Origin of the sequence: Marivivens aquimaris (genome assembly GCF_015220045.1) — a bacterium.
Classification (GTDB): domain Bacteria; phylum Pseudomonadota; class Alphaproteobacteria; order Rhodobacterales; family Rhodobacteraceae; genus Marivivens; species Marivivens aquimaris.
Map to the genome: position 1 here is coordinate 1,780,670 of NZ_JADBGB010000001.1, position 15,276 is coordinate 1,795,945.

The 15,276-nt window shown below is 61.2% G+C and carries 12 protein-coding genes; 5 read left to right on the forward strand and 7 right to left on the reverse strand.

Annotated elements, in window-relative coordinates:
- Nucleotides 1-25 precede the first annotated feature (25 nt).
- Nucleotides 26-892: a methylenetetrahydrofolate reductase [NAD(P)H] gene (metF, locus tag IF204_RS08835; protein ID WP_194096281.1), complete on the forward strand. Its 867-nt coding sequence runs from the start codon at nt 26-28 to the stop codon at nt 890-892.
- On the opposite strand, the gene IF204_RS08840 is transcribed toward metF, so the two are convergent.
- The 3 genes from IF204_RS08840 to IF204_RS08850 form a co-directional block, all read right to left on the reverse strand.
- Nucleotides 889-1,953: a DUF2235 domain-containing protein gene (locus tag IF204_RS08840; protein WP_194096283.1), complete on the reverse strand. Its 1,065-nt coding sequence runs from the start codon at nt 1,951-1,953 to the stop codon at nt 889-891. The two genes, metF and IF204_RS08840, sit on opposite strands and share 4 nt — an antisense overlap.
- Nucleotides 1,940-4,210, reverse strand: a complete 2,271-nt coding sequence (locus IF204_RS08845) for a xanthine dehydrogenase family protein molybdopterin-binding subunit (protein WP_194096285.1) — start codon at nt 4,208-4,210, stop codon at nt 1,940-1,942. Before IF204_RS08845 ends, IF204_RS08840 begins: the two co-directional genes overlap by 14 nt.
- A 63-nt stretch (nt 4,211-4,273) precedes the next feature.
- The gene (locus IF204_RS08850) at nt 4,274-5,401 is read right to left on the reverse strand and encodes a type III PLP-dependent enzyme domain-containing protein (RefSeq protein WP_194096287.1); all 1,128 of its coding nucleotides are present in this window, start codon (nt 5,399-5,401) and stop codon (nt 4,274-4,276) included.
- Between the two features lie 113 nt (nt 5,402-5,514).
- Between IF204_RS08850 and IF204_RS08855 the strand changes: the two genes are divergently transcribed.
- Both IF204_RS08855 and IF204_RS08860 read left to right on the forward strand, forming a co-directional pair.
- Nucleotides 5,515-5,952, forward strand: coding sequence for an Lrp/AsnC family transcriptional regulator (locus IF204_RS08855; protein ID WP_194098188.1), 438 nt, complete (start codon nt 5,515-5,517; stop codon nt 5,950-5,952).
- Nucleotides 5,953-6,014: 62 nt separating this feature from the next.
- Nucleotides 6,015-8,951, forward strand: a complete 2,937-nt coding sequence (locus tag IF204_RS08860; RefSeq protein WP_194096289.1) for a valine--tRNA ligase — start codon at nt 6,015-6,017, stop codon at nt 8,949-8,951.
- A 107-nt stretch (nt 8,952-9,058) separates the two neighbouring features.
- Here IF204_RS08860 and ygfZ read toward each other — a convergent pair whose 3' ends face one another.
- Both ygfZ and IF204_RS08870 read right to left on the reverse strand, forming a co-directional pair.
- Nucleotides 9,059-9,784 carry a CAF17-like 4Fe-4S cluster assembly/insertion protein YgfZ gene (ygfZ, locus tag IF204_RS08865; protein ID WP_194096291.1) on the reverse strand — a complete coding sequence of 242 codons (726 nt, stop codon included), beginning with the start codon at nt 9,782-9,784 and terminating at the stop codon, nt 9,059-9,061.
- A gap of 34 nt (nt 9,785-9,818) precedes the next feature.
- Nucleotides 9,819-11,582, reverse strand: coding sequence for an ABC transporter ATP-binding protein (locus tag IF204_RS08870; RefSeq protein WP_194096293.1), 1,764 nt, complete (start codon nt 11,580-11,582; stop codon nt 9,819-9,821).
- Nucleotides 11,583-11,689: 107 nt separating this feature from the next.
- Here IF204_RS08870 and IF204_RS08875 point away from each other — a divergent pair, with 107 nt between their 5' ends.
- Complete coding sequence (locus IF204_RS08875; protein WP_194096295.1) at nt 11,690-12,868, forward strand: pyridoxal-phosphate-dependent aminotransferase family protein; 1,179 nt, start codon at nt 11,690-11,692, stop codon at nt 12,866-12,868.
- Here IF204_RS08875 and IF204_RS08880 read toward each other — a convergent pair.
- Nucleotides 12,865-13,977, reverse strand: a complete 1,113-nt coding sequence (locus tag IF204_RS08880) for a pyridoxal phosphate-dependent aminotransferase (RefSeq protein WP_194096297.1) — start codon at nt 13,975-13,977, stop codon at nt 12,865-12,867. The two genes, IF204_RS08875 and IF204_RS08880, sit on opposite strands and share 4 nt — an antisense overlap.
- Nucleotides 13,978-14,109: 132 nt before the next feature.
- Nucleotides 14,110-14,673: an elongation factor P gene (gene efp, locus IF204_RS08885; protein WP_194096299.1), complete on the reverse strand. Its 564-nt coding sequence runs from the start codon at nt 14,671-14,673 to the stop codon at nt 14,110-14,112.
- Nucleotides 14,674-14,896: 223 nt separating this feature from the next.
- Between efp and IF204_RS08890 the strand changes: the two genes are divergently transcribed.
- A complete protein-coding gene (locus IF204_RS08890; RefSeq protein WP_167636189.1) occupies nt 14,897-15,217 on the forward strand; it encodes a DUF6280 family protein in 321 nt (106 codons plus the stop codon).
- The last annotated feature ends 59 nt before the right edge of the window (nt 15,218-15,276 follow it).

The following is a 15,276-nucleotide window of genomic DNA, read 5'->3' on the forward strand; positions in this document are numbered from 1 at the left end:
GATAACAGAATTTGCAGGTGACCCGATGACACGTCCGAATGTTTCGTTTGAATTTTTCCCGCCGAAGACGCTCGAAGCGTCCTTCCGTCTGTGGGATTGCGTAAATGTCCTGTCGCCGCTGGACCCGACTTTTGTGTCGGTGACCTACGGTGCCGGCGGCACGACGCGCCAGCTGACCCACGAAGCGGTGGGCACAATCCACAAGACCTCCGGCCTGCGGGTCGCGGCGCACCTGACCTGCGTTGACGCATCGCGCGAGGAAACCATGCAGATTGCCCATGGCTATGCCGACGTTGGCGTGACCGATATCGTGGCGCTGCGTGGCGATCCGCCGAAGGGCTCGAACGTTTTCCAGCCGAACGAAGACGGTTTCCAGTCGTCGATCGAGTTGATCGGTGCGCTGGCCGACACCGGCAAGTTCAACATCCGCGTCGGTGCCTACCCCGAGCAGCACCCCGAGTCGCCGAACGCCACCGCTGACGTCGTGTGGCTGAAGCGCAAGATCGACGCCGGTGCGACAAGCGCGATCACCCAATTCTTCTTTGAAGCTGACACCTATTTCCGCTTCCGTGACGCCTGCGAAAAGGCCGGCATCGACGCGCCGATCATTCCGGGCATTCTGCCGATCGAAAACTGGAATGGCGCCCGCAAGTTCGCGGCAATGTGCGGAACCAGCATCCCGACTATCGTCGCCGATGCATTCGAGACAGCGACCAAGCACGGCGGCACCGACCTGCTGGCAACTGCGCTGGCGACCGAGCTTTGTGACGATCTGCTTCAGGGCGGCGTGGAAGACCTGCACTTCTACACGCTGAACAAGCCGGAACTGACCCGTGATGTGTGTCATGCGCTCGGCATCACGCCGCGCGTCCAACTCGAGAACGTCGCCTAACTCTTGCGCATTCGAAAACCTAAGAACCAATGACGCGGCGGCGGGGGCAACTCCGCCGTTTCGTGTATGAACTCGGACGGATCGGTGCAGGGGATGCGTTTGTGGCGGAGCAGGAACAGCTTTCCCCAACCAACCCAGAGCCCAACGTCCGGCGCATCGGGATCACAAGGAAACTGCTGACGCCAGCCAGCGGGCAATGGCAGGCCGTGGTTTCCCAGCTTTTCAAGCATCCAGACGAGCGGAATGTTCGACAGCGGACGGGCGCTCGTGAACGGCGTGATGTGTCCACCAACATCACCGTGCGAGCCGCGGAACCAAGCCTGCTCAATCACGCCCGTCCAGTTTTCGGGCGTTTTCCAGATTTCCGGCGTGAAGACATCGCGGTTCTCGTGCAGGGCAAGCGCGTGGAACGCAGACTTCACCGCAGGAACGAGGCCGTCTGAGTGGAAGCTGTGGCGCTCCTCCTCCAATTTCCAAAGCAGCGGAACGCGTAGCCCGAGCGATTTCACGGTATCAAAGCAGCCCAGCGCGCTGATCGTCACGTCGCGGGTGCAGTGCAGCTCGCTGAATTTCGTGGCATAGGACGAGCTCGCACCTTGAGAATAATAGCGATACGCCTGACGGATGTTGCGTTCATTGGCATGATGACTTCGGACAAGTCCGACGCGATCGATGACACCGGCCAAGGACCGGACAGCGAAGGCTCCGCGCGAAAATCCGATGAGCACAATGTCGTCGCCTTCGCGCCAGCGGGAACAGAGCGCACCGTAGGCCCGTTCGATCTGGCGATTGATGCCGCGACCTGCGACGACGCTGAAGGTCTCGGTCCAGTCTTTCCACTGGATGCCCGCCTCGTAATAGAGCGTCATGTTGGCCGAATAGCCGTTTTCCCGCAGCAGCTTGTAGATGAGACCCGCGTTGGTTTCCTCTTCGGGACGAAGCGACGAGTTGGTGCCGTCAAGGATGATCACATGCGTTGCCGCACCCCGTTGCCGGACTGTTTTCTCCTCGACGCGCGGCTCTTTGTCAAAGAACCGGAGTATCCAGTTACCGAGCTTCAACGCCTTTCTCCTGAAGTGCCCGCCACACGCGATATGGCGTTAATGGCATAGCAATTTCCGTTCCAATCGCGTCGATCACGGCGTTGGTCACTGCTGCCAGCGCGCCGACGGTTCCGGCCTCGCCGCAGCCCTTCATGCCCATCGGATTGTATTTCGACGGCACGGGGACTGAAGTGAACTTGACCCATGGCATGTCAGTCGCGCGCGGCATGGCGTAGTCCATGAAGCTGCCCGAGAGGAGCTGGCCGTCCTCGTCGAATACCGTCTGCTCCATTACCGCTTGACCAAGGCCCTGCGCTACGCCGCCATGGACCTGCCCTTCGGCGAGCATCGGGTTGATGAGATTACCGAAGTCATCGACCACTACATAACGGTCGACCCGAAGCTGACCGGTTTCGGGATCGACCTCCACCTCTGCCACGTGACAGCCGTTCGGGAAGCTGCGGTTTTCGAGCGTGATCGTCGCCGAGTGGGACAGCAGATCCTCGCGGCCATCTTCGCGTGCCATGCGGGCAACGTCCTGCATGGAGGGCGAGACGTTCGAATTCTCTATACGGAAGCGTTCGTCGTCAAAGGTAACTTCGCCGCCCTCTTTCTCCTGAAGGTAGGCAGAGAACGCTTTGATGATGGTTTCGACCGTCGCCAGCGTCGCGGTGTTCTGCACCGTGACAGAGCGCGACCCGCCGGTGCCGCCGCCTGTTGCGATGCGGTCGCTGTCACCTTGGACAACGGTGATGTCTTCAGCGGGGATGCCGGTCTGGTCAGACAGGAACTGCGCGTAAACGGTCTCATGCCCCTGCCCGTTCGACTGCGTGCCGACGTAAATGTTAACCGACCCGTCCCAGAGGAATTCGACCTTCGCGGTTTCACTCGGCTCGCCGAGGATGCTTTCAATGTAATACGCGAGGCCCATCCCGCGCAGACAGCCTTTCGCCTCGCTTGCACGGCGGCGCTGGTCGTAGCCTTCGGTCTGCTTTTCGGCTTCGGAGAGCAGTTTGTCGAAATCGCCGACGTCGTAGGGCATTCCGGTCGCGGAGGTGTAGGGGAACTGGCTCGGCTTGATGAAGTTGCGGCGGCGCAGTTCCCACGGATCGACGCCCAACTCGCGCGCGGCGGCGTCCATGGACCGTTCGAGGACAAAGATCGCCTCCGGACGACCGGCACCGCGATAGGCGTCGACGGGCGTGGTGTTGGTGTAGATGCCCTTGGCCTCAAGGTGGATCGCGCTGAAATCGTAGGTGCCGGGCGCGACCTTGGAGAATAGCTCGGACTGGATCACCTGACCGTTCTGCGAGTTATAGGCGCCGAGGTTCGACAGGGTTCGCGTTTTGTATCCGGTGATCTTATAGTTTTCGTCGAAGGCCAGCGTGCTTTCGGTGACCAGATCGCGGCCAGCGTTGTCGGACAGCATCGACTCGCTGCGGTCGGGTATCCATGCCACAGCCTGCCCCAGCGTCCGCGCAGCGAAGGCGGCGATGATCGGCTCGCAATAGACCATCGCTTTCATCCCGAAACCGCCGCCGACGTCGGGTGTGGTCACGCGCACGTCTTCTTTAGCAAGCTTGAGGTGGCGGGCGACATCATCACGAGCGGACCACACGCCCTGACCGTTCACGCAAAGGTGGATACGGTCACCCTCGGGTTCGGCATAGGCACCGCGCGGCTCCATCGAATTGACGATGATGCGGTTATCGGGGACCGATGTGTGGATGACATGCGCGGCCTTCGCGATGGCTTGCTCGACCGCTTCCGCGTCGCCCATTGCCCAATCGTAGGCGACGTTATCCGGCACTTCCTCGTGGATGGCGGAGCCGCCTTCGCGCAGATTGATGTGCGGCGGCAGTTCTTCGATGTCGAAGTCCACCATTTCGCCAGCATCGCGGGCTTGCTCGAAAGTGTCGGCAACAATCACGGCAATCGCCTCACCGACATGGCGCACGCGGTCGGTCGCCATCAGAGGGCGCAGGGTCTTGGTCGCGCGCTTGCCGTCCTTGTTCTTTACAAGGATCGCGTTCATGTCGAGCCGCACGCCTGCGGCTTCCAGATCGGCGGCGCTCATTGCCAGCCGCACGCCATCCATTTCGCGCACGTCATCAAGGTTGACCGACACCAGACGGCCATGGGCGACGGGGGAGCGGACGAAATAGGCACGAAGGGCATTTTCAGGCAGGATATCCGCGACATAGCGACCTTCACCCGTGATGAAACGCACGTCCTCGACACGTTTGACCGACTGGCTTTTTCCGAACTTTTCCATGAAACCTCCGCCCTTCCCTCTTCATGAGAAAAGGTAGTTCAGCATAGAGGCAAGGCCAATCTCTCAGAACGGCGCATCGAGTGTGTCGAGCGTCACCATTTCGATACTGCCATAGCCGTTGAAACGGGTCGTCACGCCCGTGACATAGGCCCCCATCGAACGGAAAACGATCCAGTCGCCTTCATCGAGGTAGATTGGCAATTCGAGCGGATCGCGCAGCACGTCGATGGAGTCGCAGGTCGGCCCGAACGCTTTGCGCGGACGGTGCGGCCCTTTTCGCCAGCCCTTTTCGGACAGCACCGCGAAGGACGGCGCGGGCATGGACAAAAGTTCTGACAATCCGCCGTACACGCCGTCCGTCAGATAGATGCAGTCGTTGCGCACAGATTTGATCTGCACGGCCAGCGCGAAGGCATCGGCGACAAGGCCCCTGCCCGGTTCGCAGATCAATGTCGGCTGCACCGGAAACGCGCCTAGCGCCTCTTTGATCGCGGAGAAGAACGGCATCATTTCGACGCGGTAATTGCGCGAGGCGGGGAAACCACCGCCGATATTGAGCCGTTCGATAGTCACGCCCGCTTCGGCAGCGATTGCAGCGGCTTCTTCGACATACTGCCCCCACGCGGCGGGATCGACGCATTGGGTGCCGACGTGGAAGGTGAGCGACGGCTTGCGTCCTGCCTCTGCCACGCGGGCCAGCATCATCGCGGCGAGCGGCGGGGTCGCACCGAATTTGGCGCCAAAGTTATAGGCCGCGCCCTCGATCGGCAGTTTGAACCGCACGGCGATTTCGGCATCCTCGGGCACGCGGGCGAGCAGTTTTTCCAGCTCGTCCCAGTCATCGACCGACCAAGATGCCACGCCGTTGGCCACGCCATAGTCGATCTCCGCACGGGTGCGTACGGGGTTGTTGTAGTGAAGCGCCGCTGTGGGGCAGATCTTGCGGGCCAGTGCGATCTCTTCGGGAGAGGCCACATCGAAGCCGTGCAGACCGCCATGACAAAGAGTGGAGAGAACATCCTCTGTCGGGTTGGCCTTCATTGCAAAGGTAACGAGACCACCAAAACCGCGTTGGAACTCCGCCAGCTTGGCCGTCAGCAAACTTGGACTGAAAAAGTGAACCGAGCCGCCACCCTGATAGGATTGCAGAAACTCTGCGATAGAGGTCTGACGAACTGGCTGGTGCAGCATGGGAACTCCTGTCTCGTACGATCAGAGTAAGGCCCGTTTGTGTCAAAATGTTGGGGCAAATTGTCCGAATTGTCTTGGTGGATCGGCAGTTTGCCGACACTATCGGCATTATGATGGAAATCGATGACACAGATCGCCTTTTACTGGCCGAGCTTTCCCAGAACGCCCGCCTTCCGGTGGCCAAACTTGCCGTGCGGCTCGGTCTTGCCCGCACGACAGTTCAGGCACGGCTCGAACGGCTGGAACGGTCGGGCGTCATTGCAGGCTACACGCTGCGCCTTTCGGATCAGGTTCAGCGGCAGTCGATCAAGGCAACCGTCCTCGTTCAGATCCGACCCGCCGCCCTGCCCGGCGTTCTGACCCACCTCAAGCGGATGCCAGCGGTCGAGGCCGTCCACACAACCTCTGGCCGGTTCGACCTGTGCTGCCTGCTGCGGACGGACAACACCCTTGATCTCGACTCCGCGCTCGACCAGATCGGCGAAATCGACGGTGTGATCCTGCTCGAAAGCCTTATTCATCTATCTACGCGCATTGACCGGACGGTCTGACCCCTTTCCCTCGGACCAGCCACGGGTTATCTGATCCCCAACCAGCATTAGGGATCCGCATTATGCCGATGGAAAAAAGCTTCAACGCCGCCGAGGCCGAAGCCCGCATCTACAAGAAGTGGGAAGAGTCCGGCGCATTCAAGGCTGGCGCCAACGCGAGCCGTGACGAAACCTTTAGCATCATGATCCCGCCGCCGAACGTGACGGGCGCTCTGCACGTCGGCCACGCCTTCAACAACACGCTTCAGGACATCCTGATCCGCTGGCACCGTATGCGCGGCTTCGACACGCTCTGGCAGCCGGGACAGGACCACGCGGGTATCGCAACCCAGCTTCAGGTCGAAAAGATGCTCGCCGCCAGCGGCCAGCCGGGTCGTCGCGACCTGGGCCGTGAAGCGTTCCTCGGCAAGGTGTGGGAATGGAAGCAGCAGTACGGCGATACCATCATCAGCCAGCTGAAGCGTCTGGGCTCGTCCGCTGACTGGTCGCGCAATGCCTTCACTATGTCCGGCGCGCCGAATGCGCCCGAAGGCGAGGAAGGCAACTTCCACGACGCGGTCATCAAGGTCTTTGTCGAGATGTACAACAAGGGCCTCATCTATCGCGGCAAGCGTCTGGTGAACTGGGACCCGCATTTCGAAACCGCGATCTCGGACCTCGAAGTCGAGAACACCGAAGTCGACGGCCACATGTGGCACTTCAAATACCCGCTGGCTGGTGGCGAGACCTACACCTACGTCGAGAAGGACGAGGATGGTAATGTCGTGTTTACCGAAGAGCGCGACTACATCTCCATCGCGACCACCCGCCCCGAGACGATGCTCGGCGACGGCGCTGTTGCCGTTCACCACGATGACGAGCGCTATTCGGCCATCGTCGGCAAGCTCTGCGAAATTCCGGTTGGTCCGAAGGAGCACCGCCGCCTGATCCCGATCATCACCGACGAATACCCAGACATGACCTTTGGTTCGGGCGCGGTGAAGATCACCGGCGCTCACGACTTCAACGACCACGAAGTCGCCAAGCGCAACAACATCCCGCAGTACCGCCTGATGGACACCCGCGGCGCGATGCGTGCCGATGGCGCGCCCTACAACGAGGAAGCCGCGAAAGCTGCGGAGTACGCTGGCGGCAAGGACTTCACCGTTCAGGAAATCGACGCGATCAACCTCGTGCCGGACGAATATCGTGGCCTCGACCGTTTCGAGGCCCGCAAGAGGGTCGTCGACGCCATCGTCGCCGAAGGCCTCGCCGTGATGACCGAAGCGACCGACCCCCGTCTGGGCAAAGCCGCCGTCAAAGCGCCGGTCGAGCCCGCAGAGGGCGGCGAGATGCGCACCGAGGAAGAACAGCTCGTTCCGCTGATCGAAGCCAAGAAGATCATGCAGCCGTTCGGCGACCGCTCCAAGGTCGTCATCGAGCCGATGCTCACTGACCAATGGTTCGTCGAGACCTCGAAGATCGTCGAGCCGGCACTGGACGCCGTTCGCACTGGCAAGACCAAGATCATGCCGGAGTCGGGCGAGAAGACCTACTACCACTGGCTCGAAAACATCGAACCGTGGTGTATCTCGCGCCAGCTGTGGTGGGGCCACCAGATCCCCGTCTGGTACGACGATGAAGGCAAAGCCTACTGCGCGCCAACCGAAGCCGAAGCCGTCGCGCAATCGGGTGGCAAGTCGCTGAAGCGCGATCCGGACGTTCTCGATACCTGGTTCTCGTCGGGTCTGTGGCCGATCGGTACGCTGGGCTGGCCGAACTGGGATGAGAGCACTTCGCGCTACTTCCCGACGGACGTGCTCGTCACTGGTCAGGACATCCTGTTCTTCTGGGTCGCCCGCATGATGATGATGCAGCTTGCTGTCGTCGACGACATCCCGTTCCACACCGTCTACCTGCACGACCTCGTCCGTGACGAGAAGGGCAAGAAGATGTCGAAGACTACGGGCAACGTGATCGACCCACTCGTCATCATCGACGAATACGGTGCCGACGCGCTGCGCTTCACCAACACCGCGATGGCCTCCATCGGCGGCGTTCTGAAGCTGTCCGAGGACCGCATCAAAGGCTACCGCAACTTCGGCACCAAGCTGTGGAACGCCTCGCGCTTTGCAGAGATGAATGGCGCTGTCTGCGGCCAGACCGAGATCCCGACGGCGACCGCGACGGTCAACAAGTGGATCATCGGCGAAACCGCCCGCGTTCGCGAAACTGTGGACGAGGCGCTGGCTGCCTACCGCTTCAACGACGCTGCGCTGGCGCTCTATGCGTTCGTCTGGGGCAAGGTCTGTGACTGGTATGTCGAATTCTCGAAGCCACTGATCCTCGACGGTGACGATGCGACCAAGGCGGAAACGCAGAAGGTCATGGGCTGGGTGATCGACCAGTGTCTGATCCTGCTGCACCCGATCATGCCGTTCATCACCGAAGAGCTGTGGGGCACCCTCGCCGAGGACCGCGCCAAGATGCTCGTTCACGCCGACTGGCCGACCTACACCATGGCCGATCTGGTCGACGACAAGGCCGATGCGGAAATGAACTGGGCGATCTCGCTGATCGAAGGCATCCGTTCGGCACGCGCGCAGATGAACGTGCCGGCTGGTCTTTATGTGCCAGTTGTGATGCAGGAAGCTACGGGCGCCGCGAAGGCTGCGCTGGCCAGCAACGAGACCCTGATCAAGCGTCTGGCCCGCATCGGTGACATCACCGAAGCCGCCGAAGCGCCCAAAGGCTCGATCACAATCCCGACCAATGGCGCGACCTTCGCCCTGCCGCTGGCCAACATCATCGACGTGGACGCCGAGAAGGCCCGCATCGAGAAGGTGCTCGGCAAGTTGCAGAAAGAGCTCGGCGGTCTGCGTGGTCGTCTGAACAACCCGAAGTTCATCGCGTCTGCGCCGGACGAAGTGGTCGAGGAAGCCAAGGGCAACCTCGCGCTGCGCGAGGAAGAGGAAGCGCAGCTGAAAGCCGCGCTGGCCCGACTGGCAGAGATCGGTTGATAAAACAAAAGGGCGGCCCAAGCGGTCGCCCTTTTCATTTCAGGGGCTTTGCCCCTCTTGGCTTCGCCAATTCACCCCAGGATATTTGAGGCACAAAGGCAGAAAGGTCAGTCGACCTTGGCCGGTGTTGTGCCTGCGGTCAGGTTTTCGGCGCGGTCGAAGCGGAGGTAGGCGAGCGCCTTATTTCCGGAGACCGTGTGGACCGTTCCGGCGGGGCGGTCGTTCGACGTGAGGTCTGTGCCGGCGTCGACAGGGGCGTCCAAGGTGACGCGGGCAAGGCCCTTTTTGAGTTCGGTTTTATGCTTCATCCGCGCGGTGACTTCCTGGCCGACGTAGCAGCCTTTCTTGAAGTCGACGCCGTTCAGGCGCTCGAAGCCCATTTCGAGGATGTAGCTGTCGGGACCGAGTTCTCTGCCCGTTTCGGGGATCAAGTGCTCGACGCGGAGCGCATCCCAGTCGGTGCCGTCGTCGCCTTCGCTGCCGTAAAGGCGCCAGCCCATGGCGGGATCGCGTGGGTCGATCAGAGCGCCTTCGGGGGCGTCTCCGGTGCCGCGGGCGACGGGCATGTCAGTGGCTTCAAGTTGGACATTGGAGCGGAGTTTGTACATCGACAGCCGCTGGAGCAGCATCGGCGCGAGCGAGGTATCCACGTCGATCAGGATGCGATCCTCCTGACCGATCATGAAGAAGTCGGCGAGGTATTTGCCCTGCGGCGTCAGGAGCGCGGCATAGGCGATCCCGCCGCGCGCTTTTGCGACGTCATTGGTCACGAGGCCTTGCAGGAATTTTTCGCGGTCGCTGCCGGTGACGGCCAGAATGGTGCGTGTGCTCATAGCGTTCCTCTTATCCGTCAGACGGATATAGGTATCAGTTCTCGGAGTTGAACTGCAGGCGGTAAAGATCGGCATAGATGCCGCCGCGTTCAAGCAGTTCGTCGTGGGTGCCCTGATCGGCCACGGTGCCCTTGTCCATCACCACGATCTTGTCGGCGTTGCGCACGGTCGAAAGGCGGTGGGCAATGACGAGCGTGGTGCGGCCTTTGGAGAGGTTTTCCAGCGCCTGTTGGACGATCACTTCGCTGCGGGTGTCGAGGGCGGAGGTCGCTTCGTCGAGCAGCAGCACGGGAGTGTTGCGCAGCAAAGCGCGGGCGATGGCGACACGTTGGCGTTGGCCACCCGAGAGGTTCGATCCGCGCGGACCGGCAGGGCTGTCGAGGCCGTTGGGCAGGCGCGGAACGAAGTCGGCGACATGGGCGGCTTTCAGCACCTCCTGAAGACGGTCTTCGGGCACATCGTGGCCGAGCAGAACGTTTTCGCGAAGGGTTTCATCGAAGAGCGCCGCGTCTTGGGTGACGACCGAATAAAGGCCGCGCAAGTCTTCGAGCGCAAAGTCCTGCGAGCGTGTGCCGCCGACGGTGACGAGGCCGCTTTGCGGTTCGACAAGGCGCGTGAGGATGTTGAATACGGTGGACTTGCCGGCGCCCGACGCACCAACGAGAGCGGTGGTTTTGCCCGCCTCGGCAGTGAACGTCGCGCCGCGCAGGACGGGGAAATCGCCATAGGCCAGGCTTACGTCATCAAAGACGATCGGCGGAGCTTCCTGCGGAACGGGTTTGGGTTTCGCTGGCGATACGAGGGTTGGCTTCGCATCGAAAACGGTGACGACACGTTCGATGCTGGCCGCTGCCTGCTGCAACTGACCCGAAATATTGCCGAGGCGGCGGAGCGGCTCGAACGCCAGCGCCATCGCGGTGAAGAACGACATGAACTCGCCAACAGTCTTTTCGCCCTCAATGATCTGGGCGCCGCCGTAGATAAGCACGGCCATGAACCCGACGCCTGTCATCACATCGACCAGACCGGGGATTGCCGCCTGACCGAGCGCTGATTTAACCTCGGTCCGCACGCGGGCATCGACGAGCGCATTGTAGCGGTTGGCTTGGTAGTCCTCGAGCGAGTTCAGCTTGATCTGGTTGATGCCGTGGAACACCTCGTCAAGGCGGGTCGACATCTTGGCGGCGACATCGCGGGCTTCTTTGGATTTGCGGCGCACGTAGCGCTGCGCCAGCGTCGAGGGCAGCACGAGGATGGGAATGCCGATCAGGGCTGCGAGGGTCCAGCGCCAGTCGGTATACATCGCAACGCCGAACAGCCAGAGTACCGCGACGCCATCGCGCGCGATGCCGGTGACGATGCTGGTCCAGACCGTACCGATAGCTTGCACATCGCCTTGCACGCGCTCGATCAGATTGCCCGGAGGGTTTACCTGATGGAAAGAGGTATCGAGGCGCATCAGATGGCGCAGAAGGTCGAGGCGGATAACAGCGGCTGCCTTCTCGCTCACGCGCTTCATCAGGACACGTTGCCCGACGGTACTGACCGCGCGGGTGGTGAAAATGAACAGAACCGCAACCGCGACGAACCAGAGCGAACCGGCCTGACCTTGGACAAACACGTTGTCGAACATCGGCTTCATGACCCAGCTCAGCAAGCCCAGCATCGAGCCTTCGAGCACCATGAAGAACACGGCAGCCATCAGGCCGCCAGTTTGTTTCCTCAAATATCGGCGCCAGAGCCAGCCGAACAGAGCGCGTGCATTCGTCTCGGGTTCAGTCAAACCGCTTCCTTTCATAACTGCACAAGCCAATAGCGATAATAAGCGCAGGATGAAAGCGCCAGCCCGATTGACCCCGCTTCGGCTTGGAGTAGTCTCGCCGCACTATTCCAAGGAAGATTTCGATGACACTTTCCAACGGCCGCCCCTATCTGGCCATTCCGGGCCCTTCGGTCATGCCTGACTCCGTCCTGCGTGCGTTGATGCGGCCAGCCCCGAATATTTACGAGGGCGAACTGCATGACCTCGCCGACGGGCTGGTTCCCGACCTGAAGTATGTCGCTGGCACCGAACATTTCGTGGCGATTTACATCGGTAACGGTCACGCTGTCTGGGAAGCGGCGCTATGCAATGTGGCCTCGCGCGGCGACAAGGTGCTGGTGCCTGTGAACGGTCGCTTCGGTCATGGTTGGGCCGACATGGCGCAGGGGCTGCACCTCGACGTCGAGATGCTGGAACACGGCATGGAAGCCGCCATCGATCCCGCCCGCATCGAAGCCGCCCTTCGCGCCGACACAGGTCACAAGATCCGCGCCGTTACGCTCTGCCATGTCGACACCTCGACCGGCATCCGCAACGACATCCCCGCGATCCGCCGCGCGATGGACGCGAGCGGTCACCCTGCCCTGCTGATGGTCGACTGCATCGCCTCCCTCGGCTGCGACGTGATGAAGATGGACGCATGGGGCGTAGACGTGATTGTCGCAGCGAGCCAGAAGGGTCTGATGACTCCTCCGGGCCTCGGTTTCGTCTGGTTCAACGACAAGGCCGACGCCGCCCGCAACACAGCCGATCTAGCCAGCCGCTATTGGGATTGGCGCCCGCGCGCGGCACCAGATTTTTTCCATCAGTATTGGGGCGGCACCGCGCCGACGCATCACCTTTATGCCCTCCGCGCCGCGCTGGACCTTATCCGCGCCGAAGGTCTGGACCACATCTGGGCGCGTCACACCCAGCTTGCCAAGATGATCTGGACCGCCATCCAAGCTTGGGGCCAGAAGGGCGAAATGCGCCTGAACATGGTCGACGCTGCGCACCGCAGTCATGCGGTAACGTCCGTCCACCTCGGCCACAACGACGCGGACCGTCTGCGCCACTGGTGCGAGAACGAAGCAGGCGTCACGCTCGGCATCGGTCTTGGCCGCACGCCTGACAGCGCATGGTTCCGCATCGGCCACATGGGCCACGTTAACGCGCATATGGTGCTGGGAGTGATTGCCACGATCGACGCGGGCCTCAAAGCTCTGCAAATCCCGCATGGCGACGGCGCTGTCGAAGCCGCCACGCGCCTGCTGTCTGCTTAACCTTCCGCTGCCTCTGCAAGTGCCAGAGGCAGCGCCTCCGCAAAGGCGTCGAGCTCTTCGGGCGTGCCGCAGCTCACACGGATGCAGCGGTTTTGCGGCGCGACGAACGGCATCCTGACAAAGATGCCCCGCACATCGAGTGCATCCAGCACACACTTGGCAAACGCGCCGTCCCGCCCACAGTCAATGCAGACAAAGTTGGTCGATGACGGAATGACCGTTAGCCCGTTGTCTGCCGCGATCTCTCCGATCCGGCGCCGCGCCAAGATGACCTCGGCCCGCACATGGGCCAGCCATTCCTCATCGCGGTAGGCGGCCAGCGCTCCCGCTTGGCTCATCCGGCTCATACCGAAGTGGTTTCGCACGCGATCGAAAGCAGAAATCACCGACTTCGGCCCCAGCGCATACCCGACACGCGCCCCTGCCAGCCCGTATGCCTTGGAAAACGTCCGCATCCGGATCACCCGCGTGTCCTCGATCGGAATGTCAGGCACGACGCTCTCGTCCGCAAACTCCAGATACGCCTCGTCGAGCACCAGCAGCGCGCCTGCCGGCACCGCCTGAACCATACGGACAACGGTGACCGCATCGTGCACGGTGCCCATCGGGTTATCCGGATTGGCAATATAGATCAGCTTTGCGCCAACGTCCTTTGCCTTGGCGATAAGGCGCGATGGATCCTCGAAATCACCCGTATACGGGATCCTATGCAGAACGCCGCCGAAGCCCGCGACATGATAGTTGAACGTCGGATAGGCGCCATCGGACGTCACAACATTGTCGCCCAGCCCGACGAGAAGCCTGACCAACAGCCCGAGCAACCCGTCGATACCTTCGCCAACCATCACATTCTCGGGCGATACCCCTTCGCGCTCGGCAATGGCGCTGCGCAGATCATGGCTCTCGGAGTCCCCGTATTTCCAGCTGTCCATCGCAGCGCGCCGCATGGCGGCGATAGCCCACGGCGACGGACCGAACGCGTTCTCGTTTGCGCCAAGCCGCGCCACGAACGGCCGCCCCGTTAGCCGCTCACGGGCCTCAGGTCCTACAAAGGGAACAGTCGCGGGAAGCGACGCAGCAAGCGGTGTCAGTCGGGGATCATTGGTCATAGCCGCACGAGTTAACCGCCTCCCCGACCCGCGAGCAAGCCACAGAACGCAAAAGAGCGCGGAAATCCCGCGCCCTTTTCACTTTGATAAAAATACCTCCGCCGGAGGCTTGGTCTGCGTCAGCAGGCCAAATCAGGCGCGTTCGGAGTATTCGATCACGTCGGTGTTGACGATGATGTCCTCGTCGGTCGCGATGAACGGCGGCACCATGATGCGGACACCATTGTCGAGGATCGCCGGCTTGTAGGAGTTCGCAGCAGTCTGGCCTTTGACGACCGGCTCGGTCTCGACGACCTTGCAGACGACTTTCTGCGGGATCGAAACACCGAGAGCTTCTTCCTCGTGGTATTCGACGGTGGCGGTCATGCCGTCCTGAAGGAACGGGCGACGTTCGCCGAGGAGTTCGGCGTCGATCTCGACCTGCTCGAAGGTTTCGGTGTCCATGAATACGAGACGGCCGTCAGTTTCATAAAGGAACTGCTGGTCTTTCTGCTCGAGGCGGACTTTCTCCACCTTGTCTTCCGAACGGAAGCGCTCGTTCAGTTTCGAGCCGGTGCGCAGGTTCTTCATCTCGACCTGAGCGAAAGCGCCACCCTTGCCGGGCTTGACGTGCGATACTTTCACTGCAGCCCAGAGGCCGCCGTCATGCTCGAGGATGTTGCCGATTTTGATTTCGTTGCCGTTGATCTTGGGCATGATGGGTCTCTTTTCCGTGACTATAGGTTGCCGGAGTCTGATAGCGCATTACATCGGGCCAATGCGTTCGGCAAGCCGCACGCGCACTACTTGAAATTCGCCGGTCAGGCCATGCAGTCAGTGCATAGCTGCCATTCCAAAAGAGGGCCCCCGAATCAAGACGAAATAGGGATATTGCCCCCTACGCCTGAACCACAAGAGCAAAAACAACAAAGGACGCGAAATGAACGATTTCGTAGATGGCACCGCATTCAATAACGAGCAAGGCAACCGCGCGCGCAAGCTCTTCGCCGCTGTCGTCCTCGCTGCTCTTGATGATGCGATTGCTGATGATAAAAAGTACGGCAATGGTCCCGAACAGATCGCCCGCTGGGCGCGTTCGCGTGACGGCCGTGAAGTACTCACCTGCGCCGGGATCGACCCGAACGAGCGCGTTGTAAACGGTCTGATGGAATTCGTCGCCAAGGGCATCCGTACTTCGGTTGCACTGTCGCGCGAAGAAAGCGAACGCCGTCATGCTGCTGCACAGGACGAAGCCGCGTAAGGCTTGTCCAAAAGTTAATGTTACTGAAACGCGGTCCTCTGCTCGGGCCGCGTTTCTGT

What these genes read in the sequence shown, in the direction of transcription:
- metF (WP_194096281.1), top strand. Translation starts at nt 26, where the DNA reads ATGACACGTCCGAATGTTTCGTTTGAATTTTTCCCGCCGAAGACGCTC.
- IF204_RS08845 (WP_194096285.1), bottom strand. Translation starts at nt 4,210, where the DNA reads ATGGAAAAGTTCGGAAAAAGCCAGTCGGTCAAACGTGTCGAGGACGTG.
- IF204_RS08850 (WP_194096287.1), bottom strand. Translation starts at nt 5,401, where the DNA reads ATGCTGCACCAGCCAGTTCGTCAGACCTCTATCGCAGAGTTTCTGCAA.
- IF204_RS08855 (WP_194098188.1), top strand. Translation starts at nt 5,515, where the DNA reads ATGGAAATCGATGACACAGATCGCCTTTTACTGGCCGAGCTTTCCCAG.
- IF204_RS08860 (WP_194096289.1), top strand. Translation starts at nt 6,015, where the DNA reads ATGCCGATGGAAAAAAGCTTCAACGCCGCCGAGGCCGAAGCCCGCATC.
- ygfZ (WP_194096291.1), bottom strand. Translation starts at nt 9,784, where the DNA reads ATGAGCACACGCACCATTCTGGCCGTCACCGGCAGCGACCGCGAAAAA.
- IF204_RS08870 (WP_194096293.1), bottom strand. Translation starts at nt 11,582, where the DNA reads ATGAAAGGAAGCGGTTTGACTGAACCCGAGACGAATGCACGCGCTCTG.
- IF204_RS08875 (WP_194096295.1), top strand. Translation starts at nt 11,690, where the DNA reads ATGACACTTTCCAACGGCCGCCCCTATCTGGCCATTCCGGGCCCTTCG.
- IF204_RS08880 (WP_194096297.1), bottom strand. Translation starts at nt 13,977, where the DNA reads ATGACCAATGATCCCCGACTGACACCGCTTGCTGCGTCGCTTCCCGCG.
- efp (WP_194096299.1), bottom strand. Translation starts at nt 14,673, where the DNA reads ATGCCCAAGATCAACGGCAACGAAATCAAAATCGGCAACATCCTCGAG.
- IF204_RS08890 (WP_167636189.1), top strand. Translation starts at nt 14,897, where the DNA reads ATGAACGATTTCGTAGATGGCACCGCATTCAATAACGAGCAAGGCAAC.